Source organism: Nitratidesulfovibrio sp. D1 (assembly GCF_051133415.1).
Classification (GTDB): Bacteria; Desulfobacterota; Desulfovibrionia; order Desulfovibrionales; family Desulfovibrionaceae; genus Cupidesulfovibrio.
This window is the reverse complement of the sequence record NZ_JBPGNZ010000002.1, coordinates 417,997-441,061: the sequence shown is the minus strand read 5'-3', so window position 1 is coordinate 441,061 and position 23,065 is coordinate 417,997. Positions and strand designations below refer to the sequence as shown.

Sequence of the window (23,065 nt, the reverse complement as noted above, 5' to 3'; positions counted from 1 at the left end):
GGTGGATGTGCTTGAAACGAGAGTATCAAAGTTGATTACGTGCACGAAACCGTTTCCGGACGGGGATTTCGTCGTCTGGCAAGGAAGCCCCGTGTTCCGCGAGGGGAGCGTACTCTTCGGTACGTGACCCGAGCGGAACACGGCGGCTGACGCAGCCAGAGGGGGAAAGCCCCTCCGGAAACTAGATCGGGCAGGCGCGGGTACTATCGGGCACCATCCCCGCCAGATCCACCTGCCCGGTGGACTCCAGCACGGCCCGCCAGTAGTCGGACGCCACGTTCAGCTTGCGCCGGGTGCGCGTCACCAGGTCCAGCGGCAGGTGCACGTAGCGGTCCATCAGCTTGGACACCACCATGCCGGTGCGCCCGGCCATGGCGGCGTGCACGGCGTGCTGGCCCAGAAAGCCGCAGTACACCCGGTCGTTGGCGTTGGCGGGCACGGAACGGATGATGTAGCTGGGGTCGATGTACTTCAGGGCGAAGGGCAGCGAATGCTCGTCGCAGTAACGCTTGATTTCCGAGCGCAGCAGGGTGGCGATGTCGCCCAGGATGGGGTTGCCCGAGGCGTCGGTTTCGCCGGTGCCTTCCAGCAGGTGCTGGCCCGCGCCCTCGGCCACCACGATCACCGCGTGGGCGCGCGAGCGCAGCCGCTTTTCCAGCGCGGGCAGCAGGCCCCCTTCGCCGTGCAGGGCAAAGCGCACCTCGGGGATGAGCACGAAGTTCACCTCTTTCAGCGAAAGGGTGGCGTGCGCGGCGATGAAGCCCGACTCGCGGCCCATCAGCTTGACCAAGCCCACGCCGTTCATGGCCCCCAGCGCTTCCACGTGGGCGCACTGGATGGCCTCCGTGGCCTTGTACACGGCGGTCTCGAAGCCGAACGACTGGCTGATGAAGTTGATGTCGTTGTCGATGGTCTTGGGGATGCCGATGACCGAGATGCGCAGGTTGCGCCGCGCGATTTCGGCCACGATGCCCGACGCCGCGCGCATGGTGCCGTCGCCGCCGATCATGAACAGGGCGCTGACGTTCATGCGCTCCAGCGCGTCCACCACCTCTTCGGGCGACTGCGGCCCGCGCGACGAGGCCAGGATGGTGCCGCCGAACTGGTGGATATCCGAGACCTTGTCCGGAGTCAGTTCCATGAACTCGTGGCGGTACTTGGGGATGAACCCTTCGAGCCCGTAGCGGATGCCGATGACGGCGGGCACGTTGTAGGCGTGGTACGCCTCCATGACGATGGCCCGGATCACGTCGTTGATGCCGGGGCACAGGCCGCCGCAGGTGACGATGGCGCACTTGGTCTTGGAGGAGTCGAAATACAGGTGGCTGCGCGGCCCGGCGGGCTCGAACAGCAGGGGCACCGATTCCGCGCCCAGTTCGGCGATGTGTTCGCGGTCGAGGAACAGGGGGATGCCCTGTTCGTCGGCGTAGCTGCCGTAGCAGAGCGGGGTGGGGATCTTGGCCGGTCCCAGGACGGGGATGGTGGTGTCCAGTTGCAGGACGCCGTTGTCGAAATGGGTCGAGGGCATGCGGTCTGTCCTCCTGGGACTGGCGGCTTGGAGTGAGGTGGCGGAACCGGGTGAGCCGGGCGGGCCGGGGGAACCGGACGAGTTGGCCGGAACCGGACGGCTGGCATTTCGTGTGGTTTTCTTCGGAGATACCCGTATACGATAGCACGGCGCGGCCCATAAGGCCAGCCTGCGCGCCCGCGCGTCACGGGACGCGTCATGGGACACGGCGGGGGACACGGCGGGGGGCACGGCGTGAACGCCTCCACTGCCTTCCACGCCGGGAAGATGACGGGCGGACGGCCTGCGCCGCCCGCCCGTTGCCTTCATCCTTACCGGCCAGCCTTTCCGCGCGGGGAAGGGCTGCGTTGGCGCAACTGCCGCCGGAGCTACCAGGGGGTGGTGGGGTACTGCATGCCCAGTTGGGTGTCCAGCATGGCCTGCGAGGTTTCGCGCAGCACGGCCGCGTTGTGGCGGGCGCACTTGTCGCAGCCGATGCCGGGCAGCACGGCCACCGCGTAGCGCACGCAGGTGCCGGCCAGTTCCAGCAGGCTGTTGCCCAGCGAGGTGAGCACGCAGTAGTTCTTCCACACGTACAGCATTTCGTCGCGCACGCGGGCGCGCACCACGCCGTTGCCGTTCAGGTCGAAGTCCTCGACTTCGGGCCGCAGGACGAAGGCGTCCTGCGCGCAGGCGCGGGCCTGCGGCACCACGGCCACGTTCCAGCCGAACATCACGGCGCGGCGGATGCGGCGGCACAGGTCGTGCCCGGTGAACTCGTCGCCATGGAAGCGTTCGTCCAGCGGCCCCAGCTTGCGCAGGGCGGCGGTCTTCACGGCGGCGAAGGCCAGCGAGACGGACTGCACGCGGGTGGGCTGCTGGAAGTGCTTTTCGCCGTAGGCGGGCCAGTTGAACCAGGTGCGCGGCAGGCGGCCGGGCAACCCGCTGAGGCGGGCCAGCTTCACGATCAGGCCGGGCAGGCGGGCCGCGCCGCGCAGCACGGCGTCCTTGGGGCCGGTGACCATGCCGCCCGCCACCATGCAGGCGGGGGTGGTGTCCATGTGTTCCGCCAGGCGGCGGGCCGCGCCGGGGCACAGGGTGGCGGCCGGGTCCACGAAGATGATCACGTCGCCGGTGGCGCGGGCGATGCCCAGGTTGGCGGCGGCGGCGAAGCCTGCGCCCGCCGGGGCTTCCACCAGCACGGCCTCTGGCGCGATGTCGCGCGCGTTGCGCACGGTGGCGTCGGTGGAAGCGCGGTCCACCACGATGATGTCGGCGGATTCGGCAAGGCCCGTCATTTCGGCCGCGGCGGCGCGGACCGAGGCAAGACAGTCGCCGATGTACTTCGCCGCGTTGGCGGCGACGATGACGAACGAGAGCTTCATGCGGGGTTCCTTTGGGGCTGTTGTGCGTTGGGCGCCGGGGGCGGAAGGCCGGGGGCGGAACTGGTCCGGAATGGGGAAGGGCCGGGAGTACGGCCATCCCGGTTGTCCGGTGCGGAGCTACCCGTGCCGGCCCATCCTCACCGGAGCATCCTCACCGGAGCAGGCCCAGTTCGGCGGCGGCCGGCGTCATGGCCTCAATGGCGATGGTCAGGAATTCGCCGAGTTCAAGGCCGATGGCCTCGCACTCGCGGATTCGTTCGCGGCTGACGCTGGCGGCGAACGCCTTGTCCTTCATCTTCTTTTTCAGGCTGGAGGCCTGCATGCCGTCCATGCCGGTGGGGCGCACCAGCGCGGCGGCGCTGACCAGGCCGGTGACGCTTTCGCCACAGCGCAGGGCGCGGTCGAACAGGCTGGCGGGCTCGCGCCCGGTGCATTCGCTGTTGTGGGCCACGATGGCCTGCACGGCCTCTGGCGGCAGCCTGTCGCCGATGAGGTCCACGGCCACCAGGCCATGGTGTTCGGGGGTGTCCTTGGTGAGCGGGTAGTCGATGTCGTGCAGCAGCCCGGCCAGCCCCCACAGTTCGGCGTCCTGCCCCAGGCGCGCGGCCAGGCCGCGCATGACGGCCTCGGTCGCCAGGGCGTGCTGGACGAGGTGGGGTTCCGGGTTGTGCGAACGCAGCAGTTCGATGGCTTCGGCGCGGGGGAGCATGGGGGCCTCCGGAAGACGGTCTTCGTGAAACGGGTCACATGGTCTCCGGACCTTGTACGGTACGAGCACGGGCGTTGCAACCGCCGGACGCGGGGTCCGCTTTGGCCGGGGCGGCGCCGCCGGGCCCGCGCGGGGCGCGGCTTTGTTGACACGTGCCCCATAAAAGCGGAAAAGAGGAGGTTATTTCGCCAAGGAAGGCGGGGATGGCCGTCACGCGGCCATGCGGCGCAATCCGCCCGCATCCCCTTCCGCCGGAATGTTTCCGGATAGGCGTCAACCGGCTGCAACCGGCGAGCACGATGGAACGAATACTCGGCATAAAATTCCGTGAATACGGACAGATATACTACTTTCTCAGTGGCGGGCAGCCCGTTGCCGTGGGCGACAGGGCGATAGTGGAAACGGATCAGGGCCAGGGCATTGGCGAAGTGGTGGCCCTGCGCGACGACCTGCCCGAAGACGCCGGCGAGGCCGAGGGCGACCTGAAGCCCATCCTGCGCGTGGCGGGCGGCGAAGACCTGGAGCAGGCGGCGGAAAACGAGAAGCTGGGCGAAGAGGCCCGCGCCTTCTGCAACGAGTGCATCCGGGGCCGCGACCTGGAGATGAAGCTGGTGGACGTCGAGGTCTTCTTCGACCGCAGCAAGATCATCTTCTACTTCACCGCGCCCACCCGCATCGACTTCCGCGAACTGGTCAAGGACCTGGTCAAGAACTACCGCACCCGTATCGAACTGCGCCAGATCGGCGTGCGTCACGAAACGCAGATGATCGGGGCGGTGGGCAACTGCGGCATGGTCTGCTGCTGCCGCCGTTTTCTGCGCAAGTTCGCCCCGGTCACCATCAAGATGGCCAAGGAACAGAATCTGTTCCTGAATCCGGCCAAGATTTCGGGCATCTGCGGGCGTCTGCTGTGCTGCCTGAGCTACGAGCAGGAAAACTACGAGGAATTCCACCGGCGCTGCCCGCGTCTCGGCAAGAAGTACCTGACCACGCGCGGCGCGGTGAAGGTGCTGCGCGCCAACATGTTCCGGGGCAGCCTGGCCCTGCTGACCGAGACCAACGAAGAAGTCGAGGTCACGCTGGAAGAATGGCAGCAGATGGAGCCGCGCCGTCCCGATCAGGGAGGCGGCGGTCCCGGTGGCGGACGCCCCGAGGGGCATCACGAACGCCGTGGCGATGGGCCGGAAGGCCAGGCCCCGCGTGAAGGCCGTGACGGGCGGGAAGGGCGCGACGGACGCAGGTCCGAACGCGGAGAGCGCTCCGAACGCGGCGATCGGCCCGACCGGCCAGACCGGCGCGAAGGCCGCGCCCCGCACGCCCAGTATGACGGACAGTCCGCCCCGCGCGAGGCGGCACCGGCGGGCAGCATTGCCCAGGCCGAGTTCTCCGTCACATTCGATACGTTCATGACCGGCGACCCCGCGCCACGGGCCGAGGTGGCTGACGCCCCCGAAGCGCTGGCCACGGCACCCGGCGTGTCCGGTACAACCGGAGGCGCAACCGAAGGCGCAGCGGCCGCTCCGGCGGAAGCGGCGCCTCCGGCGGTTCCCGAGCCGGATGGAGAATTGGCTGCCCCGGCGGCAGCGGCGCCCTCCGGTCCCGCTGGCGGCGACGCGGCGCAGGCCCCCGGCGCGGATGCCCCGGCGTCAGGCGCAGTTTCTTCCGGGCCAGCGCCTTCCGGTGCTGCTCCGGCCGTGACGCCCCCCGCCGCGGGCGCACCGGCGGCCATTGCCATGCCGCGCGCGCGCGGGCCGCTGAAGAACACCGATCCGGCCACCCTGCGTTCCAGCCGGGGGCGGCGCAAGCGCAAGCGGCGTCCCTCCCGCCCCCGCGAAGGGGGAAGGGGCGAGGGCGGTTCCGGCGGCCACGGCAGCGAATAGCTGACGGCATCCGCCGGTCCGGCGGCCATACAGGCAACAGTTTCCGCCCCCGGCATGCGCCGGGGGCGGCCATCATATCGGAACGGCGGCGCGGCAGGCCCGCACCGCCCGCATCGCCCGAATCGGGAGACACACGTGGACCGCTTCTACATCACTACACCCATCTACTACGTCAACGCCAAGCCGCACCTCGGCCACGCCTACACCACCATCGTGGCCGATTCGCTGCGCCGCTTCCACCGGCTGCTGGGCAAGGAGACCTACTTTCTTACCGGCACCGACGAGCACGGCGACAAGATCGTGCAGGCGGCCGAAAAGGCCGGGTGTTCGCCGCAGGAATTCGTGGACGGCGTGAGCACGCAGTTCCGCGATTTGTGGCCGCACCTGGGCGTGGAGTACGACCAGTTCATTCGCACCACCGATCCGGTGCACAAGAAGTGCGTGCAGGACGTGCTGCAGAAGGTCTACGACAGCGGCGACATCTACTTCGGGGAGTACGGCGGCCACTACTGTTACGGGTGCGAACGGTTCTACACCGAGAAGGAACTGGAGAACGGCCTGTGTCCCCAGCATCAGGTGAAGCCGGAATACATCAGCGAGAAGAACTACTTCTTCCGCATGTCCAAGTATCAGGACTGGCTGCGCCAGTACATCCTGGACAACCCCGACTTCATCCGGCCGGAACGCTACCGCAGCGAGGTCTTGGGCATTCTGGACAGCGGCGCGCTGGAAGACCTGTGCATCTCGCGTCCCAAGTCCCGCCTGACCTGGGGCATCGAACTGCCGTTCGACACCGGGTACGTGTGCTACGTGTGGTTCGACGCGCTGATCAACTACATTTCCGCGCTGGGCTGGCCTAGCGGCGAGAAATTCAACCGCTTCTGGCCCGGCGTGCAGCATCTGGTGGCCAAGGACATCCTGAAGCCTCACGCGGTGTTCTGGCCCACCATGCTCAAGGCGGCGGGGCTTGAGCCCTACAACAACCTGAACGTGCACGGCTACTGGCTGGTGCGCGACACCAAGATGTCCAAGTCGCTGGGCAACGTGGTGGACCCGCTGTCCATGATCGACAAGTACGGCCTGAGCGCCTTCCGCTACTTCCTGCTGCGCGAGATGCACTTCGGCAGCGACGCCAGCTTTTCCGAGGACGCGCTGGTGGCCCGCCTGAACGCGGACCTTGCCAACGACCTCGGCAACCTGTTCAGCCGCGTGCTGTCCATGACCGCCAAGTACTTCGGCGGCGTGGTGCCCGCGCAGGGCCCGCTGACCGAGGACGACGAGGCCATCCGCTCGCTGGCGGAAGAGGCCCAGCGCAACTACGTGCGGTTGTTCGAGCGGGTGCGTTTCTCCAACGCGCTGGAATCGCTGTGGGAACTGGTGCGCGCCCTGAACCGCTACGTGGACCACGCCGCGCCGTGGGCCCTGTTCAAGCAGGGCGACACCGAACGCCTGGGCACCGTCATGTACGTGATGCTGGAATGCATGCGCAAGGTGGCCGTGCACCTGTGGCCGGTGATGCCCGAGGCGTCCGGCATCTTGCTGGATCAGCTGGGCCAGACGCTGGACCCGGCCTCCGTGCATCTGGCGGAAGAGGCCGACCGCTGGGGCGGGCTGGCCGCCGGTACCACGGTGGCGGCATCGTCCAACCTGTTCCCCCGCGTGGAACTGGAAAAGCCGGAAGCGGCCAGAGGCGAAAAGTCCGGCAAGGCGGAAGGCAAGAAGAAGGACAAGGCGGCCGCCGCCCCCGCGCAGGCCGCCGCGCCTGCTGTCACATCTGCTGCTGGTGACGTGCCCGCCACCATCGAATTCGCCGACTTCCAGAAGCTGGACATCCGCTTCGGTACGGTGCTGGTGGTGGAACGCCACCCCAACGCCGACAAGCTGTACCGGGTGGAGGTGGACCTTGGCGAAGCGGCCCCGCGCCAGATCGTGGCGGGGCTGGCCGAATACTTCGAGCCCGATTTCCTGCTGGGGCGGCAGGTGGCCGTTGTGGCCAACCTTGCCCCGCGCAAGCTGCGCGGCCTGGAATCGCAGGGGATGATCCTTGCGGTGCGCACCGAGGGCGGCATGCAGTTGGTGGCCGCGTCCGGCCCCGTGGCCAACGGGGCCAAGGTGTCGTAACGGGGTTTTCCGGAACCGGGCCGGACTCTGAAACGCAAACCGCCCGCCGATGCATGTCGGCGGGCGGTTTTTCGTTGCGGAAAGCCGGATGGGCGTGTCGGGCTGTCCGGCTATTCGCTCTTGGTGTCGGTGAGCGTGGCGCTGCCGTTGCCTGCGTCGCCAGCCCCGTTGCCGTCGCCGTCCTCCGGCTCTTCCTCCGGGGCTTCCAGGGTGTCGTCCACCCGGTAGCGGCGGTACAGCAGGTAGCCCAGCAGGCTGGAGACCACGAACAGCACCGCGCTGGCGGTGGTGCGCAACTCGGGCGAGACGCGCACGCCGCTGCCCAGCAGGGCGAAGATGAAGGTCTGCGGCACGTATCCGGCGGCCGACCCGGCGAAGAAGGGCAGCGCGGGAATGGCGCTGACCCCGGCCAGCAGGTTGGTCAGCATGTTGTTGCCCACCGGCAGGCAGCGGATGATGAACGACATGGTGAACGGGTCGCGCCCGAGAAAGGCGTTGATCTTCGCCACCCGGCGGCTGAACCGGCGCGCCACGAACGACTGCCCGGCCAGCCGCGCGTAATAGAAGGTGACCACGCAGCCCATGGCCGTGGCCAGCGTGCCCCACACCGTGCCCAGCGCCGCGCCGAAGGCGTAGCCGCCCAGGAAGCCGACCACCTGCCGGGGCATGCCCACGGCGGTGAGCAGGCAGCCCACGCCAAGGTACAGGGCCAGCCCGGAGAAGCCGTGGTCGCGGATGTTGGCGTCCACCCAGGCGGTGTCCAGGGCGTCATGCAGGCCGGAAAGGCGCAGCAGCGCGATGGCGGCCGCAAGGCCGAGGAAGACGAACGCACCCTTGAGCACGCGTTTGAGCAGTCGGGTGGGGCGAGTGGTCATGCGGGGCGATGGCAGGGGCCGGGTGAGGGTGGACGGAAGCGGCCGGTTTTCCATTGCGGCTGCCGGGATTGGGCCAGAGGCCGGCGGGCGGTATGGGCCGCATGTGGGCAGTAGCGGCAACGGGCCATGACGTCAAGGTGCCGGGGCGGCGTCAGCGCTGTCGCGGCCAGAGCAGGGGCAGGGCCAGCACCTGCCCGGACAGCAGCAGCATGTCGCGTTCCAGCAGGGCGAAGAGGGCCACCAGCCCGCCGCCGGTCAGCATGACGATGGGCGGGATGCGTGGGATGCGCGGGCCGGGCGCGGCCGTGTGATGACGGGCGTGTGGCGTTCCGTCACGCGGGGCGGCCCCGGCGGAATCTGGTCCCCGGCCACGGCGCATCGTCCACGCCAGCACGGCGACCTGCGCCAGCAGGCCAGTGAGCAGGATGGCCCAGCGGGCGGGCCAGAGCGTCCATTCAAGGGTGTCCATGCGGTACGGCGTGTCCGTGTGGCGTATCCGGGCGGCGCGACGGCGGTGGCCAGTGGCGGCGAAGAGGGAAGGTCGTCCCGGCCGGATGTCCCGCGCCTAGTTGCGCTCGGCGATGTCGTAGTTGATGTAGCGGCGCTTCATCCACGCCACGGCCAGCAGGTCGAAGGCGGCGGTCTTGGCGCGGCTGAAGGCCCCGTACTTGGAAACGCCGTGCAGGCGCGGGCGGTGGTTCACCTTCAGTTCGGCCACGGTGGCGCCCTGCATTTTCATCAGCGTGGGCAGAAAACGGTGCATGCCGGTGAACATGGGAATGCGCCGGGCCATGGCGGTGCGCAGCACCTTCAGCGAGCAGCCGGTGTCCTTCACCGTTTCGCCGGTCAGGCGGTTGCGGATGGCGTTGGCCCATTTCGAGGCGATGCGCTTGGCGAAGGTGTCCTTGCGCTTGGCGCGCCAGCCGATGACCATGTCGTACCCGCGCTCGTATTCGGCGAGCATGGCGGGGATGTCCGCGGGGTCGTTCTGCAGGTCGGCGTCCATGGTCACGATGACCTCGTACCGCGCGGCCTGGAATCCGGCCGCGAACGCGGCGGACTGCCCGCAGTTCTTGCGGAACGACAGGTAGCGGACCTGGGGATGCCCGGCCGCCAGGCCCTTGATGACCTCAAGGCTGCGGTCCTTGCTGCCGTCGTCCACGAACAGCACTTCCCACTCCTTGCCAAGATTGGCGAGGGAGCGGCGGATTTCCTCGAACAGGGCGGGCAGGTTGTCCTGCTCGTTGTACACGGGCAGCACGACGGAGAGTGAGGTGATGTTCTGCATGGCCCGCACTACATAAGGAATTTGCCCGGCGATGTAAATGTGCGGTTGACAGTCCGGCCGCCCCCGCGTATACACACCTTCTTCGCTGGGGCGGGAAGCCCCACATCGTGTCGCGGGGTGGAGCAGCTCGGTAGCTCGTCGGGCTCATAACCCGAAGGTCGTCGGTTCAAATCCGGCCCCCGCAACCAGAAAGGTCAAGCCGTTATGGAGTCGCTCCGTAACGGCTTTTTCCTTTTCCTGCCCTTTTTCTGCCCTGTTCCTGGCTCAGCCGCGCAGCGTCCGGATGACGTCCACGCGGGCGGCCTGCCATGCCGGGTATGCCCCCGCCATGAGGCCGCACCCGGCGGAGGCCAGCAGCACGCCCACGGCCAGGGGCGGGTCGTAGGCCGCTGGCAGCACGCCCGCCGCATACACCGCCGAGGCGATGCCGAGGGCCACCGCCACCCCCAGCAGCCCCCCGGTACCGGCCATGAGCACGGATTCGAACAGGAACTGTCCGACGATGTTGCGTTTCGTGGCTCCCACGGCCCTGCGCACGCCGATTTCCAGCCTGCGCGCCCGCACGATGATGGTCATGATGGACAGGATGCCCAGCGTGCCGATGGAAAAGGATATCCCGGCTCCTATGGCCCCGAGCACGCGCACCAGCCCCATGGCCTTGGCCTGCATCTCGTTGACCTGTTCGGAAAAGGCGACGCCGAAGTCGTCCGGCTGGCCGGGCGTCAGGTGGTGCCGTGCGCGCAGCAGCGTGCCCACCGCCGCCTGCACGCCGGGCACGGCATCGCGCGAGGCCACGCGCAGCAGGATGCCGGAAATATGTTCCTGCGTGGTCAGGCGTTCCATGAAGGTGGTTACGGGCACGTAGATCTGCTCGTCCACGTTGACGCCCGTGGCGTCCTGCCCCTTCTGGGCCATCACCCCGACGACCAGCAGTTCACGGCTGCCGAAGCGCAGCCGCTGGCCCAACGCCCGCGCCGGTTCGTCGAACAGCCGGGCCGCTATCTCATACCCCGGCACGCAGACCAGGGCCTTGGAGGCCACGTCCCCTTCGCGGAAGAAACTCCCGCACAGCAGTTCCATGTTGCGCATGTCCGGAAACGCGGCCCCGGCGCCCACCACGGGGCACGACGTGTTGCGCCGCCCTTTGGTCACCGGCCTGGTGGACATGGCGTAGGGCACGACCAGTTCCACGCGGGGGACACCCTGTTCGATGGCCCGCGCGTCGTCCAGGGTCAGGGTGGCCGCGTTGCGCCCGCCCGCGCGGTTGTTGTCGCCGCGCGTCATGGTCACCGTGCCCGCCGTGACGTCCGCCACGTTGGCCCCCAACCTGTTGCTTTCATTGGTCACCTTCAGCCCCACGGCCTGCGAGATGTGCAGCACCAGCGTCAGCATGAAGGCTCCCAGGAACACGCCCAAGATGGCGAGCACGGTGCGCAGCCGGTGCGTGGACAGCGCCCGCAACGCGATGCGCAGGTTGCCACGGCGCGAAAGGAACGCCGTGAGGAGGGATATCCGCCTCGCCGCCGGTTTCGTTTGCGGCGTGGTCATGCCCCCTCCTTCAGCGCGGTCACCGGTTCCATGCGCGCGGCGCGCCGGGCGGGTTGCAGGCCGAAAACCAGCGCCACGGCCAGCGCCGCTACGAAGGCGGCCATGAACACGGCGGGTGAGAGGCGCAGCGTCAGCATGTCCAGCCGTTCCAGCATCCGCGCGATGACGAGGCCGAGCCCAAGCCCCGCCATGGCCCCCAGCGTGGTAAGGTACAGGGCTTCGGCCAGGAACTGCGTCAGGATGGCGGCGTCGGTGGCGCCGATGGCCTTCTTCATGCCGATTTCCGTCTGCCGTTCGGCCACGGACAGGTGGAACAGGTTGGCGAGGATGAACCCGCCCACCAGCAGGGCGGCCAGCGCCGTCACGCCCAGGAAGACCCCGAAGCCCCCCTTCAGGAAGCTGACGAAGCGCAGCACCACCAGCGGCGAAACCACCAGGAAGTCGTCGGCCTCGCCCGGCTGCCTGTCGTGCAGCACGCGCAGCAGGGCCTGCACCCGTTTGGCGTTGCCGTCCATCCCCTCGGGCGAGGCGAAGTTGATGCGGATGCCGTTCAGGTAGGTGCGGTCCAGGTTGAACCGGCGCACCATGGTGGTCGCGGGCAGGACGATGCGGTCGTCCTGCTCCACTCCGGCGGCCACGATGTTCCGGGGTTGCAGCACGCCGCGCACCACAAGGGGCACGCGGTCCAGCACCACCACGTCGCCCACCGGGCTGCGCGAACCGAACAGCCCGCGCGCCACCATGCTGCCCAACAGGCAGACCCCCGCGCCGCCCTGCACGTCGGCGGCGGTGAAGTCCTCGCCTTCCGCCAGCGGCCAGTTCCACGTGGCCCGGTAGTTTTCCCCGGTGCCCACCACGCTGGCCACGAGATGGCGTCGGCCCCCGCCGCTGGCGGGCATCTTCTCGCGCAGCAGGAACGGCTGGACGGCGACCGCGCCGGGCAACTCGCTGCCCACGCGGCGCACGTCGTTCCAGGTGAGGGTGCGCGGGCGGTTGCCCATGGGCTGGTACATCAGGTTGCCCCCGGCCACGAAGATGGCCGAAGGGCCGAAGGTGTCGGCGAGTTCCTCGGCCTTCCTGCCCGCGCCCTCCATGGCGGCCACGATGACGGTCAGCGCGGCCACGCCGAAGGCCACGGCCAGCACGATGAACACGCTGCGCGCCCTGAACACCACGATGGTGCGCAGCGCAAGGCGCAGCACGCGCGGCAGCACGGCCAGCACCGGAACGCGGCCCTTGTCCCGCGAATTCATGCCGCGTCCACCATCCTGCCGTCCTGCATGCGGATGCGCCGCCGCGCGGCCGTGGCCACCTTTTCGTCGTGGGTGACGATGACCACCGTGGTTCCCCCGGCGTTGATCCGCGCGAACAGGTCGAGAATGGCCGAGCCCGTGGCGGAGTCGAGCTGACCCGTGGGTTCGTCGGCCAGCATCATGTCCGGCTCGTGCAGCAGAGCGCGGGCAATGGCCACCCGCTGCTGCTGGCCGCCCGAAAGGCGGGCCGGGGTGTGGTGCATGCGGTCGGCAAGGCCCACCTGCTCCATCAGGTGCAGGGCGCGTTCGTGCAGTTGCCTGTGGGGCGTCGCGCTGTACGCCCCCGGCAGCAGGACGTTCTCCAGCGCCGTGGCGTAGGAGAGCAGGTAGAAGTTCTGGAACACGAAGCCGATGCTGCGCCCGCGCAGCCCGCTGCGGGCGTCGTCGTCCAGGGTCTGGGTGTCGCGCCCGCTGAGCAGGTAGGTTCCGGAGGTGGGACGGTCCAGCAGCCCCAGGATGTGCAGCAGGGTGGACTTTCCGGACCCGGAACTGCCCGTCAGCGCCACGAAGTCTCCCCGCCGCACATCGCAGGATATGTCGTGCAGTACTTCCACCATGGCCTCGCCCTGCGGGTAGCTGCGGGTGATGCCGCGCAGGCTGACGACCGGGGCGGTATCGTCCGGGGCGGAGGCTGCCCCGTGGAGCATCGTTCCTTCGCTCACGGACGCCCCCACAGCCCGAGCCCCAGCGCGCAGGCGAACACCGCCAGCCCGGCAAGGGATTTCGGGCAGAAGAAGCCGCTCACCTCGCGGGCATAGGTCCGGTAGGACTCTCCGAAGCGGGGCAGCAGCACTTCCCGTTCCTCCACGAGGGTGGTCGTCCACAGCATGACGACGAACAGCGGCAGCATGGCCAGCGTGTAGACGGCGCCTGAGGCCACGCAAAGCCCGGCCACCAAGTAGAACATGGCCACCACGCCGGGGTGGCGCAGTTCCGCGTAGATGCCGGTGCGCAGCAGCGTGCTCGGCGCGGCGTAGTCCGCAAGGGTCACGGCGAAGTTCTGGCGCATGAAGCGGACCACGTACACGCCCGCGTACAGGGCCAGCGCCAGCCCCAGCAGCGCCGCGACCGGCGCGGCCAGTCCGGCGGACCCGGCAGGCCCCGCGGCGAACATGCCGAATACGGAATCGCCCGCGCCCAGCCGGGGCTGGGGCAGCCAGGGCATCACCACCCAGACGTGCCCGGTGGGAATGCCCAGAAGGTGCAGCGCCGTCAGCATGTTGCGCGGCGGCAGCCCACGGCACCGCAGCGATTCGCGGTACCGGAAATAGGCGCGGTACAGCAGTGCGCCGGGAAAGCCGCTGAGGGCGCAGGCAAGCTGGACCAGGAACCAGGGGTCGCGAAGCATGGGGTCTCCTGTGCGGAACGTCCGGAGCGGACGCGGGTCATGACGCCAGCAGGCGGTACAGTTCGTCGTCTTCTCCCACCCGGTCGCGGAGCATGCGCCGCATTTCGTCCACCATGCCGAGGTCGCGGGCGATTTCCGCCAGTTCCTCGCACCCGGTGTCCGCCTGGTCGTAGAAGGCGCGCACGGTCTCCAGCGCCAGCGTGCCATTGCGCACCTGGTTGCTGAACTCGAAGTCCACGTAACTGTTGGTGTTGCCGCACCGGGCAAGGTACGACCACAGCTTCACCAGACGGCATCCCGAGGCGATGTAGGTCTTGGAAAACCGCTTGATGGGCGTCCAGTCCAACCGCTCGCGCACCACCTGCATCATGGTTTCCGGCAGGTAGGGAAAGTGCTGGTAGGGAAAGACCAGTTGCACCCCCGCAGGGGCCAGCGATTCGGGAAAGAGCCTTTCCGGGCACGGCCCGTGCGCCGCCTGCCAGCCCGCCCTGGCCGTTGCCGTGTCCTCGGCCACCACGGCCATGGTGAATTCCATGAACTCCCGTTGCGCGGGCTCCAGTTCCACGGCCTGCCCCATGAGCAGGATCTGGTCCGGATTGTGCCCGGAGAACACCAGCGGAATGCCCATGGCCCGGGCGAACTCCGTGGCCGTGCGGATGAGGAACCGGCCGCAGAACGTGCAGACCTGCCCGCAGTCCTGCTGGTGGATGCCGGGCTCGCAGAACAGGTAGCGGTAGTAGCGGCGCATCAGCGCGGGGTCCTGCCGGTAGACCACGTAGGGTATTTCCAGCCTGCGGGCGATGGTGGCCGCGTTGTCGAAGGTTTCCGGGTATTCGTAGTTGATGTCGATGATGAACCCCAGCAGGTTCATCCCGTAGACGTCCTTCAGCAGGTGCGCCATGTACGCGCTGTCCTTGCCGCCGCTCAGCATGACCAGCCCTTCATGGGGCAGGCGGGGCAGGCGTCCCCGGACCCCGGCCAGCGTGTCCTCGAAAAGGGTTTTCAGGCGGGGCCAGTCGCGTTGGGGCGGGGGGGCCTGTTTCGCGCAGAACTGGCACAGCCCCTGGGCATCGATGGTGATGCCGTGAAAGGTATCTTCCTGCAGGTTGCATTTCCTGCATGCCGTGGTCGTGTATCTGAACATGCCGTATGGGTTCTCCTGCCGTTGCCGGGTGGATGGTGGGCCATGGCCGGAACGCGCCGCCCGGCGTCCGGACGTGGATGTGCCCGCGCGGCCGCGGCACGGGGATGGGCATCCCGCCACGGCCGCGCGGTTGGATTCCGGCGGCGAGGGCACGTTGCCGCCGGAACCCGGAAGTTCAGGGTGATTCCCCGAGACTGCGTCAGTCGCGGGCCTCGGCCCCGATGGCCAGTCCGTCGATGAACTCGGCCGTCCGGGCGGCCAGTTCCGATGCGTGGGTCTTGATGAGCATGTGCGCCCCGCCCGCGTTGCATTGCAGGCAGGTGACGAAGGCGCGTTCCCATTGCGCCGCCAGGCTCCGGATGGGGGCGTCCTCCTCGTCCTGCCCGGCGACCACCAGCGCGGGCGTGCGCAGTTGCGGCCCGAACGTGAAGTCCAGCATGGCCGAGGTGTCGATCCGCAGCGTCTTCAGGTAGTCGTCCCGCTCGGCGTCGGTCATGTGGGAGAAGTCGTATTTGTAGACCTCGCGCGAGTGGCGCAGGATGTCCTCGTCCGAGCCGGAAAGGATGGCCCGCAGCCCGCCCTGCACCCCCGGCGGGGGGCTGGACACGATGATCACCCCGGCCGGAGGGGTTCCCCGGTCCTCCAGCAGGCGGGCGATTTCGTAGGCCACATGCCCGCCGAACGAGTAGCCGAGCAGGAACAGCGGCGTTTCACGGGCCAGGTCCGACAGCCGGTCGGCATATACCCGGGCGATTTCGGGTATGGAGCCCAGCGGGCTGCCGCTTCTGCCGTGACCGGGCAGGCTGGCCGCCAGCACGCCGTAGTCCCTGGGCAGGTGCGCGGCGAATTCGCGGTACATGGTGGGGTTGCCGCAGGCGTAGGGCAGGCAGAACAGCCGGGCCAGCGGGAATTGCGGCGTGGTCAGTTCCACCATGTCCGCCTCTTCCCCGCCCGGCGAGGCGCGGCGGCGGATGTGCTCCACGATGGAGGCCACGGTCTGGTACTCGAAGGCTTCGCGCAGGCCGAAATCGATGAAGCCTTCCTTCTTCATGCGCATGATCAGGCGCATGGCCTTCAGCGAATCCCCGCCCACGTCCCAGAAGTTGCTGCCGAGGCCGATGCCGCTCACGCCCAGCACTTCCTCCCAGATGCGGGTCACCTGCTGCTCCAGCGGCGTCGTGGGGCGGTCGGAGGCGTCGTCGATGCGGCCCGCCTGGATGGTCACCTCGGGCAGCCCCTTCCTGTCCAGCTTGCCGCTGGGCGTGCAGGGCATTTCGGGCAGGTGCTCGAAATGCACGGGAATCATGTATTCCGGAAGGTTGCGGGCAAGGTGCGCGCGCAGGTCGGCCACGGGCACGGGACCGGTCGAATCGGTCGGGCCGGTGTAGAAGGCCACCAGCACGAGGCTGCCCGAGGTGTCCTTGCGCGGGGCCACCACGGCTTCGGCCACGCCGTCGTGCCCGCGCAGGGCGAACTCTATCTCGCCCGCCTCGATGCGGTAGCCGCGCAGGTTGATCTGGTGGTCGTTGCGGCCAAGGTACTCGATGTTGCCGTCGTTCAGCATGCGCACCACGTCGCCGGTGCGGTAGATGCGTTCGCCGGGCCGGTACGGGTCGGGCACGAAGGCGGCGGCGTCCTTGTCGGGCTTGTCGTGGTAGCCGTTGGTCACGCCCTCGCCGCCGATGCACAGTTCGCCGGGCACACCGAGCATGCAGGCCTTGAGGTCGGCGTTGAGGATGTAGACCCGCGTGTTGAACACAGGCTTGCCGATGGGCACGGTGTTCAGGTCCACGCGCCCTTCGGCGTTGACGGGTATGGGGAACCAGGTGGAGGCCACCGTGGTTTCCGTGGGGCCGTATTCGTTGATGAAGCGGTGGCCGGGGTAGTGGCGCAGCCAGAGGTTGAGGTCCTTGGTGTTGATGACCTCGCCGCCCATCATGATGCGCATGTCGTCGCGCAGGGGAATGGCCTGGTCGCCGAGGTATTCCCGCGCCCCGGCCAGCAGCGAGAAGTGCGAGGGGGTCACGTTCAGGAAGGTGATGTCCCGCTCGCCCAGGAAGTGCAGCAGGCTGTTCACGTCCCTGGTGCGTTCCTCGGACAGGATGTGCAGCGATGCCCCGGCCAGGAAGGGCGTCCAGTTGCTGGTCAGGGTCATGTCGAAGGCGTACGAGGTGAGCAGGGCCAGCCTGTCCTCCGGGGCGATGCCGATTTCCAGGCGCACCCAGTTCAGGAAGTTCACGATGTTGCGGTGGGTGACCATGACCCCCTTGGGGTTGCCCGTGGAGCCGGAGGTGTAGATCATGTAGGCGAGGTCGCGCGGGGTGCACGCGGGCAGGGTGGCGGTGCGCGGGGCATAGGCCGTCTCCGGCAGCACGACCTTGCCGCGCAGGGCGGCGGGCACGTCGGCCTCGGCAGCGCCCTCGTCCAGCAGCACGATGGCGCCCACGCCGCCCAGGTGCGCTTCCAGCCCGGCGAGATGGCGCGACTGGGTCAGCAGCACCCTGGCCCGCGAATCGGCCAGCACGTAGGCCACCCGGTCCGCCGGGTAGTCGATGTCGATGGGCAGGTAGGCCGCGCCAGCCTTCATGACGCCCAGTTGGGCCACGGGCACCTCGATGCTCCGGTGCATGAACAGCGCCACGAAGTCGCCGCTGCCCACGCCCAGCGAGGCCAGCAACCCGGCCACGCGGGCGGCCCGGTCGTCGAATTCCGCATAGGTCAGGCTGGCGTCCTCGAAGGTCAGGGCCAGCGCGTCTGGGGTGCGGGCCACGGTGCCCGCGATCAGCCCGTGCAGGGTGTCGTCGGGGATGGGGGCCTCGGTGCGGTTCACCTCGTCGAGCAGCGCGCGGTATTTCTCGGGGATGACGTTTTCGCCGGTGAAGGGCGCGTCCGCCCGGCCGCTGCGGTGGGCGTCGGCCAGTTGCCGGAGCAGGGTGCGGTACTGGGTGGAGAGTATTTCGACAAAGTCGCGGTCGAACAGGTCGCGCACGTAGTTCCAGTTGAAGTAGTAGGCGTCCTCCTCGTCCTGCCGCGCGCGGTAGTCGTAGATGACGAGGTCGATGAAAGTGCCCGGCGCGCCGGTGCGGAATTCCGGGGTGCTCAGGCGCACGGTCTTCATGCCGCTGACCTCGCCCGAGTACATCCCGATGGAATTGCTGAAGATGATCGAACTCATGGACGTGGCCCGCAGCCCTTCGCGCTCGAATATCCTGCGCGAAAGCTCGATAGACGACACGGGCACCTCCAGCAGCTTGCGCGTGAACGCTTCCGCCTTTCTGGCGATGTCGATGACCGGTTCCTCGAAGTGGGTCTGCAACCGCACGGGAAAGATGTCGATGAAGCTGCCCACGGTCTTGCGGGCCCCGGCGAAGTACTGTTCGCGGTTGAACACCGGCATGTTGATGATCAGGTCGTCCTGGTGGCACCAGATGTTCATCAGCTTGAAGTAGGCGGCCAGCAGCACGGAATTGAGCGAGACCTGGTGCTCGATGGCCACCTGGTTCAGCGCGTTGATGATTTCCGGCTCGATGGTCTGGTACAGGGTGTCGAAGCGTACCGTATCGAGCATGGCGGGGTTGCGCCGCGAGGGCAGCATGGCCTTGGGGGGCAGGTTGCGGAAGATGTCCAGCTGGAATTCCAGCGCGTCGCGGTATTCACGGGTGCGCTGGCGCAGGCGTTCCACCAGCACGTAGTCGCCGAAGGTCATGGGCACCTCGGGCAGTTCCCACGGTTCGCCCAGGCGCATCCTGTCGTAGGTGTTGAAGAGTTCCTCGAAGATCTGCATGTAGCTGTAGCCGTCCACCAGCAGGTGGTCGATGTTCATCATGAACATGTGCCGGTTGCGGCCCAGCCGGGTCACCTCGCAGAAGAACAGGGGCCACGCGCCAAGGTCGAAGCGGTGGTCGTTGTGCTCCAGCCCGCGCTGGGTCACGTAGGCGCGCTGCCGCTCCTCCGTCATGTCCGAGATGTCCACGTAGGCGGTGCGCAGGCGCGGCACCGTGTCCAGCACCTTCATGCGCGGGCGTTCGCGTTCCTCGTCGATGACCGTGCGCAGCACCGGATGCCGGGACACCACGTAGTTGAGGGCGCCGTCGAAGGTGGCGCGGTCGAATTCCCCCGTCATCTCGGCTTGCAGGAAGATGTAGCAGCTGAGCCCGCTGGGCTCGTTGCGCACGAATCCCTTGCGGTGGAAGTACAGGGTTTCCTGAAAGTGCATCAGCGGCAGGAAGCGCTCGCCGTCGCTTCCGGACTCGTCGGCCTGGGGTTCGAAGACGCGCGGCCACAGGTGGTCGGCCATCTGCCGGATGGTGGTGAACTTCAGGAATTCTTCGGAGACGTGCACTTCCTCGAAGCAGTGCTTCACGTCCTCGATGATGCCCAGCATGTCGGAGACGTTGGTTATCCGCGTCAGCAGGCTTTCGGTGGCGCCGACGGTATCCGTCCGCACGCCCAGCCGTCCCGCGACGATTTTTTGCAGGATGGCCTCGATCTCGTTCCGGGGCGGCTCCACGCTGAAGTCGCGGTTGCGGAAGTAGGCGGTCTGGGTGGCCACGGTGGGGAACAGGTAGCAGAAGTTGCTTTCCATCTTGGCCTGGTAGGTGTCCTCCAGGCGCGCCTGGATGCGCATGGCCCGGATGGAGTCGCCCCCCATCTTGAACAGGCTGCGGTGCGGGTCGATCCGGCCGGGTTCCATCCCCAGCACCGCCGACCACGCCTCGCGCACCACGGCGTCGTGGTCCAGGTCCGAGGGGTTGGCGGGCCGGGTCAGTTCGGCCAGGGCCGCGTCGATCCGTGCGGTCCGTTCCGCGTACCCGCCGGAGACGAAGTCGTCGGCGAGCACCCGGCGCATGATCTTGCCGCTGGAGGTTCGCGGAATCTCGCCCTGCGTCACGGACACGAAATGGTCGATGGTGAACCCGGCAAGGTCGCCGATGCGCTCGTTCATGGCCAGCAGGGCGGGGGCCAGGGCGCGCTCGTCGGCCTTTTTGTCGGCGGGCACGAAGAACATGACCACCTTTTCGCGCGCCTGCGCCGGGTCGTACGCGCCGCAGGCCACCACCAGCCGGAAGGCGTCGCCCGCGCCCTCAAGGGCCATCATCTCGATATCCGTCGGGTAGTAGTTCTGCCCGCGCACGATGATGATTTCCTTTTCGCGGCCCACGATGCACAGCTGGCCGGTGGCGCTCATGAACCCCGCGTCGCCGGACGAGAACCAGCCGTTCCGGAAGGCTTCCCGGTTGGCGTCCGGGCCAGCTTTGGGGGCCTCGTGATACCCGGCGATGACGTTTTCGCCCCTGATTTCCACGGTGCCCACCCTGTCGGGGGGCAGTTCGCGCCCTTCGGCGTCCACCACGCGCACCTCGCAGAAGTCCACCGGCGTGCCCACGGAGACGAATTCCGCCGTGGTGTCGGTCTTTTCGCTGGCGTAGCGGACGATGCCCTCGTTCACCAGGCACCGCCGGTCGACAAGGTACGCCTCGACGGGCAGCCCGTTGGGATGGCAGGTGGCGACCAGGGTGGTTTCCGTCAGCCCGTAGCCGGGCATGATGATGTTGCGGGCAAGCCCCATGGGCGCGAGTTGCCGTTCCAGCCTGCGGCAGGCGGCGGCGGAGATCATCTCGGCCCCCACGGTCAGCACGCGCAGGCACGAAAGGTCCACCTCCGGCAGCCGCGCCCCCCGCAGCCCCATGTACGACAGCAGGTGTTCGACGCCGGTGTTGGTGGTGGAGGTGACCGTGGCCCGGTGCTCGTGGATCTTCTGCATCCACAGGAACGGACGCTGGGCGAACTGGAACGGGCTCATCTTCACCTGGTCGATGCCCGCGTACAGGGGCATGAGGTGGCAGCCGAACAGTCCGAAATCGTGGAAGTAGGGCAGCCAGGTGACCATGCGGTCGTCCTCGTCCACGCCTTCCAGATTGCGCAGGGCCACGATGTTGGCCAACAGGTTGCGGTGGGTGAGCCGCGCCCCTTTCGGCGCGCCCATGCTGCCGGAGGAAAATTGCAGGACGGCGATGTCGCCGGGCGCCGGAACGTGAAACTCGGCGTCGGACTGGCCGGTGATGGCCGCCTCGGCCAGCAGGTCTCCGGCCGGGAGCAGGGCCGCGCCGCTTTCCTTCAGGACTTCGGCCAGCATGGCGAACCCGCGCTCGCCTTCGCCGTCCGCGACCACGGGCGCGCCCAGCAGCCGCTGCACGGCGGCGATCTTTGCGGCCTCCATGGAATCGGGCTTGGGGGTGCGCACGTTGGCAAGCGGTACGGGCGTTACCCCGGCGAACAGGCATCCCCAGAACAGCTCCAGGAATTGCCGCGAGGATTCGACGGCGATGATCAGGTGGCTGCGGGGGCGCAGTCCCCTGCGGTACAGGGCCTGCGCGGTGCGCCTGCCCGCAAGCAGCAGGTCGGCGTAGCTCTGGAATTCCTCTTCGCTGCCGGCGGGGTCCACGTGGCGCACGCCGCGCATGGGGAGGCGCGCGGCCGTCCGCTCCAGGACATCGACCAGGGTGCCTGCCAGAAGATCGCTGGAACTGGTATTGAGGCTATACATGGTGTCCTTCCGTGTCGTCGGTTTTGCCTGTTCTGCGCTGGCTTGCCGCAGGGGCGGCACGGGCGTGTCCCCGAGCCGCCAGTGCCGGGAAATCCCTGGCGGTTGGGTTCGTGGGGAACTGTCGGGGTGTTGAGATTCGTTATCAATTGCTGCGGCAAAAAAAGGGCCTGTCGCCACATGTGGGGAATCCTACGTGTGGAAGGGGGCAGCCTCTACCATTTGGGGAATAATTTTTTATATGCGCGGTCTGTTTCGTGATGCGCAACAAGAATTGGGGGATGTCGGGATGTACATAGTTACTCTATCATTTTCATAAAAGATGGACGTATGGGATGGCAGAAGTGCATCAATGGGGAAGCTGTCGGAAGAATTGACAGCAATGCAGTGTCATGCAGTATGGAATATTCGAAATACATACATGATCACCCGGAGATATGCGGCCACAAAGGGTTTTATGGTGGTTTTTGAGATTCCGTTGCCTTTGGCGTCGGAGCGGGGGAATTGCCTTGCACGATGGAGGGGTGGAAATTTTTCCGGTTGACTAAGAACGAACGTTCGTTCTATTTTTTCACCGCTGAATGGGGAACTCCCCCGCAGCATGTCGCAATTGTTTGAAAATAAAGAAAACGGGTGGGCAGAGTGGTACGGACCCCCAAGGTACGCAAGAACGACACGCGGGCAGACGCACGCCGCAGGCAACTGCTGGACGCCGCCGAGGCATGCTTCGCCGATCATGGGTTCCACGCGGCGGGCATGGCGCGGATATCGGACCAGGCCGGCATGAGCATCGGGAATATCTACGGCTACTTCGAGAACAAGGACGCCATCATCTGCGCCATCGTGGACGCCCAGGTTTCCGCCATGCAGGCGGGCCTGGAACGCCTGCTCGAAAGCACCGGCGACATCGCGGAGGCGTTCAAGCAGCAGGCGGCCGTGCAGATACGGAACTGTACCTTGGAGAACAGGTCCGCGCTCATGTTCGACATCATGGCTGAAATGGGCAGGAACCCGGTCATCGCCACGGCCATGCAGGCGCATGACGAGAAGGTGCGGCGGCAGTTGCTGGACATCACGCGGCGGTTCCGCCCCGGCTGGGCACCGGAAAAGGCGGCCGTGCGGGTGGAACTGCTCATGCTGCTGATCGCCGGGGTTCCGGTGCGGCTGACCATGCACCCAAGCCAGGACGGGGAACTTCTGCTGCGGGAAATCCAGCGGCAGATCGACGTCCTTTTCGAGAAATAACAAGCCGGACACCATGTTGCGTAGCGCATCCCGCTGCCGGATGGTGGCGGGGCGGGATATTTTTTTACGTAATTAATGAAAATGATTTTCATTTCCAAAAAAGGCGCGCCGCCGAACGGTGGCGCAAAGGGCTCGCCGGGCGAATGGGCACAGCGCCG

At 67.5% G+C, this 23,065-nt stretch carries 15 protein-coding genes and 1 tRNA gene; 4 read left to right on the top strand and 12 right to left on the bottom strand.

From position 1 onward, the window contains the following. Positions 1-181 precede the first annotated feature (181 nt). The 3 genes from ACR4XJ_RS05050 to ACR4XJ_RS05040 all read right to left on the bottom strand — a co-directional run bounded on the left by ACR4XJ_RS05050 (position 182) and on the right by ACR4XJ_RS05040 (position 3,601). On the bottom strand, positions 182-1,528 hold the full coding sequence (locus ACR4XJ_RS05050) for an ATP-dependent 6-phosphofructokinase (RefSeq protein WP_434754178.1): 1,347 nt from the start codon (positions 1,526-1,528) through the stop codon (positions 182-184). A 368-nt stretch (positions 1,529-1,896) separates the two neighbouring features. Then, positions 1,897-2,892 carry a glycosyltransferase family 2 protein gene (locus ACR4XJ_RS05045; RefSeq protein WP_434754177.1) on the bottom strand — a complete coding sequence of 332 codons (996 nt, stop codon included), beginning with the start codon at positions 2,890-2,892 and terminating at the stop codon, positions 1,897-1,899. A 151-nt stretch (positions 2,893-3,043) separates the two neighbouring features. Continuing rightward, a complete protein-coding gene (locus ACR4XJ_RS05040; RefSeq protein ID WP_434754176.1) occupies positions 3,044-3,601 on the bottom strand; it encodes an HDIG domain-containing metalloprotein in 558 nt (185 codons plus the stop codon). Between the two features lie 299 nt (positions 3,602-3,900). Between ACR4XJ_RS05040 and ricT the strand changes: the two genes are divergently transcribed. Both ricT and metG read left to right on the top strand, forming a co-directional pair. Continuing rightward, a complete protein-coding gene (ricT, locus tag ACR4XJ_RS05035) occupies positions 3,901-5,481 on the top strand; it encodes a regulatory iron-sulfur-containing complex subunit RicT (RefSeq protein WP_434754175.1) in 1,581 nt (526 codons plus the stop codon). Positions 5,482-5,616: 135 nt separating this feature from the next. Next, the gene (gene metG / locus ACR4XJ_RS05030) at positions 5,617-7,602 is read left to right on the top strand and encodes a methionine--tRNA ligase (RefSeq protein ID WP_434754174.1); all 1,986 of its coding nucleotides are present in this window, start codon (positions 5,617-5,619) and stop codon (positions 7,600-7,602) included. A 110-nt stretch (positions 7,603-7,712) separates the two neighbouring features. Here metG and ACR4XJ_RS05025 read toward each other — a convergent pair whose 3' ends face one another. The 3 genes from ACR4XJ_RS05025 to ACR4XJ_RS05015 all read right to left on the bottom strand — a co-directional run bounded on the left by ACR4XJ_RS05025 (position 7,713) and on the right by ACR4XJ_RS05015 (position 9,765). Beyond that, positions 7,713-8,477, bottom strand: coding sequence for a TVP38/TMEM64 family protein (locus ACR4XJ_RS05025; protein ID WP_434754173.1), 765 nt, complete (start codon positions 8,475-8,477; stop codon positions 7,713-7,715). A gap of 151 nt (positions 8,478-8,628) precedes the next feature. Then, positions 8,629-8,946: a hypothetical protein gene (locus ACR4XJ_RS05020; RefSeq protein ID WP_434754172.1), complete on the bottom strand. Its 318-nt coding sequence runs from the start codon at positions 8,944-8,946 to the stop codon at positions 8,629-8,631. Between the two features lie 96 nt (positions 8,947-9,042). Further along, complete coding sequence (locus ACR4XJ_RS05015) at positions 9,043-9,765, bottom strand: glycosyltransferase family 2 protein (RefSeq protein ID WP_434754171.1); 723 nt, start codon at positions 9,763-9,765, stop codon at positions 9,043-9,045. Between the two features lie 111 nt (positions 9,766-9,876). On the opposite strand from ACR4XJ_RS05015, the gene ACR4XJ_RS05010 reads away from it, so the two are divergent. Further along, positions 9,877-9,953, top strand: a tRNA-Met gene (locus ACR4XJ_RS05010). A 76-nt stretch (positions 9,954-10,029) separates the two neighbouring features. Here ACR4XJ_RS05010 and ACR4XJ_RS05005 read toward each other — a convergent pair. The 6 genes from ACR4XJ_RS05005 to ACR4XJ_RS04980 form a co-directional block, all read right to left on the bottom strand. After that, a complete protein-coding gene (locus ACR4XJ_RS05005) occupies positions 10,030-11,313 on the bottom strand; it encodes an ABC transporter permease (protein ID WP_434754170.1) in 1,284 nt (427 codons plus the stop codon). Continuing rightward, the gene (locus ACR4XJ_RS05000; protein WP_434754169.1) at positions 11,310-12,566 is read right to left on the bottom strand and encodes an ABC transporter permease; all 1,257 of its coding nucleotides are present in this window, start codon (positions 12,564-12,566) and stop codon (positions 11,310-11,312) included. Before ACR4XJ_RS05000 ends, ACR4XJ_RS05005 begins: the two co-directional genes overlap by 4 nt. Further along, positions 12,563-13,273, bottom strand: a complete 711-nt coding sequence (locus tag ACR4XJ_RS04995) for an ABC transporter ATP-binding protein (RefSeq protein WP_434754318.1) — start codon at positions 13,271-13,273, stop codon at positions 12,563-12,565. Before ACR4XJ_RS04995 ends, ACR4XJ_RS05000 begins: the two co-directional genes overlap by 4 nt. Before the next feature lie 11 nt (positions 13,274-13,284). Next, a complete protein-coding gene (locus ACR4XJ_RS04990; protein WP_434754168.1) occupies positions 13,285-13,974 on the bottom strand; it encodes a methyltransferase family protein in 690 nt (229 codons plus the stop codon). A 37-nt stretch (positions 13,975-14,011) separates the two neighbouring features. Then, a complete protein-coding gene (locus ACR4XJ_RS04985; protein WP_434754167.1) occupies positions 14,012-15,118 on the bottom strand; it encodes a hypothetical protein in 1,107 nt (368 codons plus the stop codon). Positions 15,119-15,317: 199 nt separating this feature from the next. Then, entirely contained in the window at positions 15,318-21,665 is a 6,348-nt protein-coding gene (locus ACR4XJ_RS04980) for an amino acid adenylation domain-containing protein (RefSeq protein WP_434754166.1), read from the bottom strand. A 639-nt stretch (positions 21,666-22,304) separates the two neighbouring features. On the opposite strand from ACR4XJ_RS04980, the gene ACR4XJ_RS04975 reads away from it, so the two are divergent. Next, the gene (locus ACR4XJ_RS04975; protein WP_434754165.1) at positions 22,305-22,907 is read left to right on the top strand and encodes a TetR/AcrR family transcriptional regulator; all 603 of its coding nucleotides are present in this window, start codon (positions 22,305-22,307) and stop codon (positions 22,905-22,907) included. Positions 22,908-23,065: the final 158 nt, after the last annotated feature.

Coding starts and splice junctions, on each gene's coding strand:
- ACR4XJ_RS05005 (WP_434754170.1), bottom strand. CDS start 11,313: ATGACCACGCCGCAAACGAAACCGGCGGCGAGGCGGATATCCCTCCTC.
- ACR4XJ_RS04985 (WP_434754167.1), bottom strand. CDS start 15,118: ATGTTCAGATACACGACCACGGCATGCAGGAAATGCAACCTGCAGGAA.
- ACR4XJ_RS05025 (WP_434754173.1), bottom strand. CDS start 8,477: ATGACCACTCGCCCCACCCGACTGCTCAAACGCGTGCTCAAGGGTGCG.
- ACR4XJ_RS04995 (WP_434754318.1), bottom strand. CDS start 13,273: ATGCTCCACGGGGCAGCCTCCGCCCCGGACGATACCGCCCCGGTCGTC.
- ACR4XJ_RS05045 (WP_434754177.1), bottom strand. CDS start 2,892: ATGAAGCTCTCGTTCGTCATCGTCGCCGCCAACGCGGCGAAGTACATC.
- ricT (WP_434754175.1), top strand. CDS start 3,901: ATGGAACGAATACTCGGCATAAAATTCCGTGAATACGGACAGATATAC.
- ACR4XJ_RS05015 (WP_434754171.1), bottom strand. CDS start 9,765: ATGCAGAACATCACCTCACTCTCCGTCGTGCTGCCCGTGTACAACGAG.
- ACR4XJ_RS05040 (WP_434754176.1), bottom strand. CDS start 3,601: ATGCTCCCCCGCGCCGAAGCCATCGAACTGCTGCGTTCGCACAACCCG.
- ACR4XJ_RS05000 (WP_434754169.1), bottom strand. CDS start 12,566: ATGAATTCGCGGGACAAGGGCCGCGTTCCGGTGCTGGCCGTGCTGCCG.
- ACR4XJ_RS04990 (WP_434754168.1), bottom strand. CDS start 13,974: ATGCTTCGCGACCCCTGGTTCCTGGTCCAGCTTGCCTGCGCCCTCAGC.
- ACR4XJ_RS05050 (WP_434754178.1), bottom strand. CDS start 1,528: ATGCCCTCGACCCATTTCGACAACGGCGTCCTGCAACTGGACACCACC.
- ACR4XJ_RS04980 (WP_434754166.1), bottom strand. CDS start 21,665: ATGTATAGCCTCAATACCAGTTCCAGCGATCTTCTGGCAGGCACCCTG.
- ACR4XJ_RS05020 (WP_434754172.1), bottom strand. CDS start 8,946: ATGGACACCCTTGAATGGACGCTCTGGCCCGCCCGCTGGGCCATCCTG.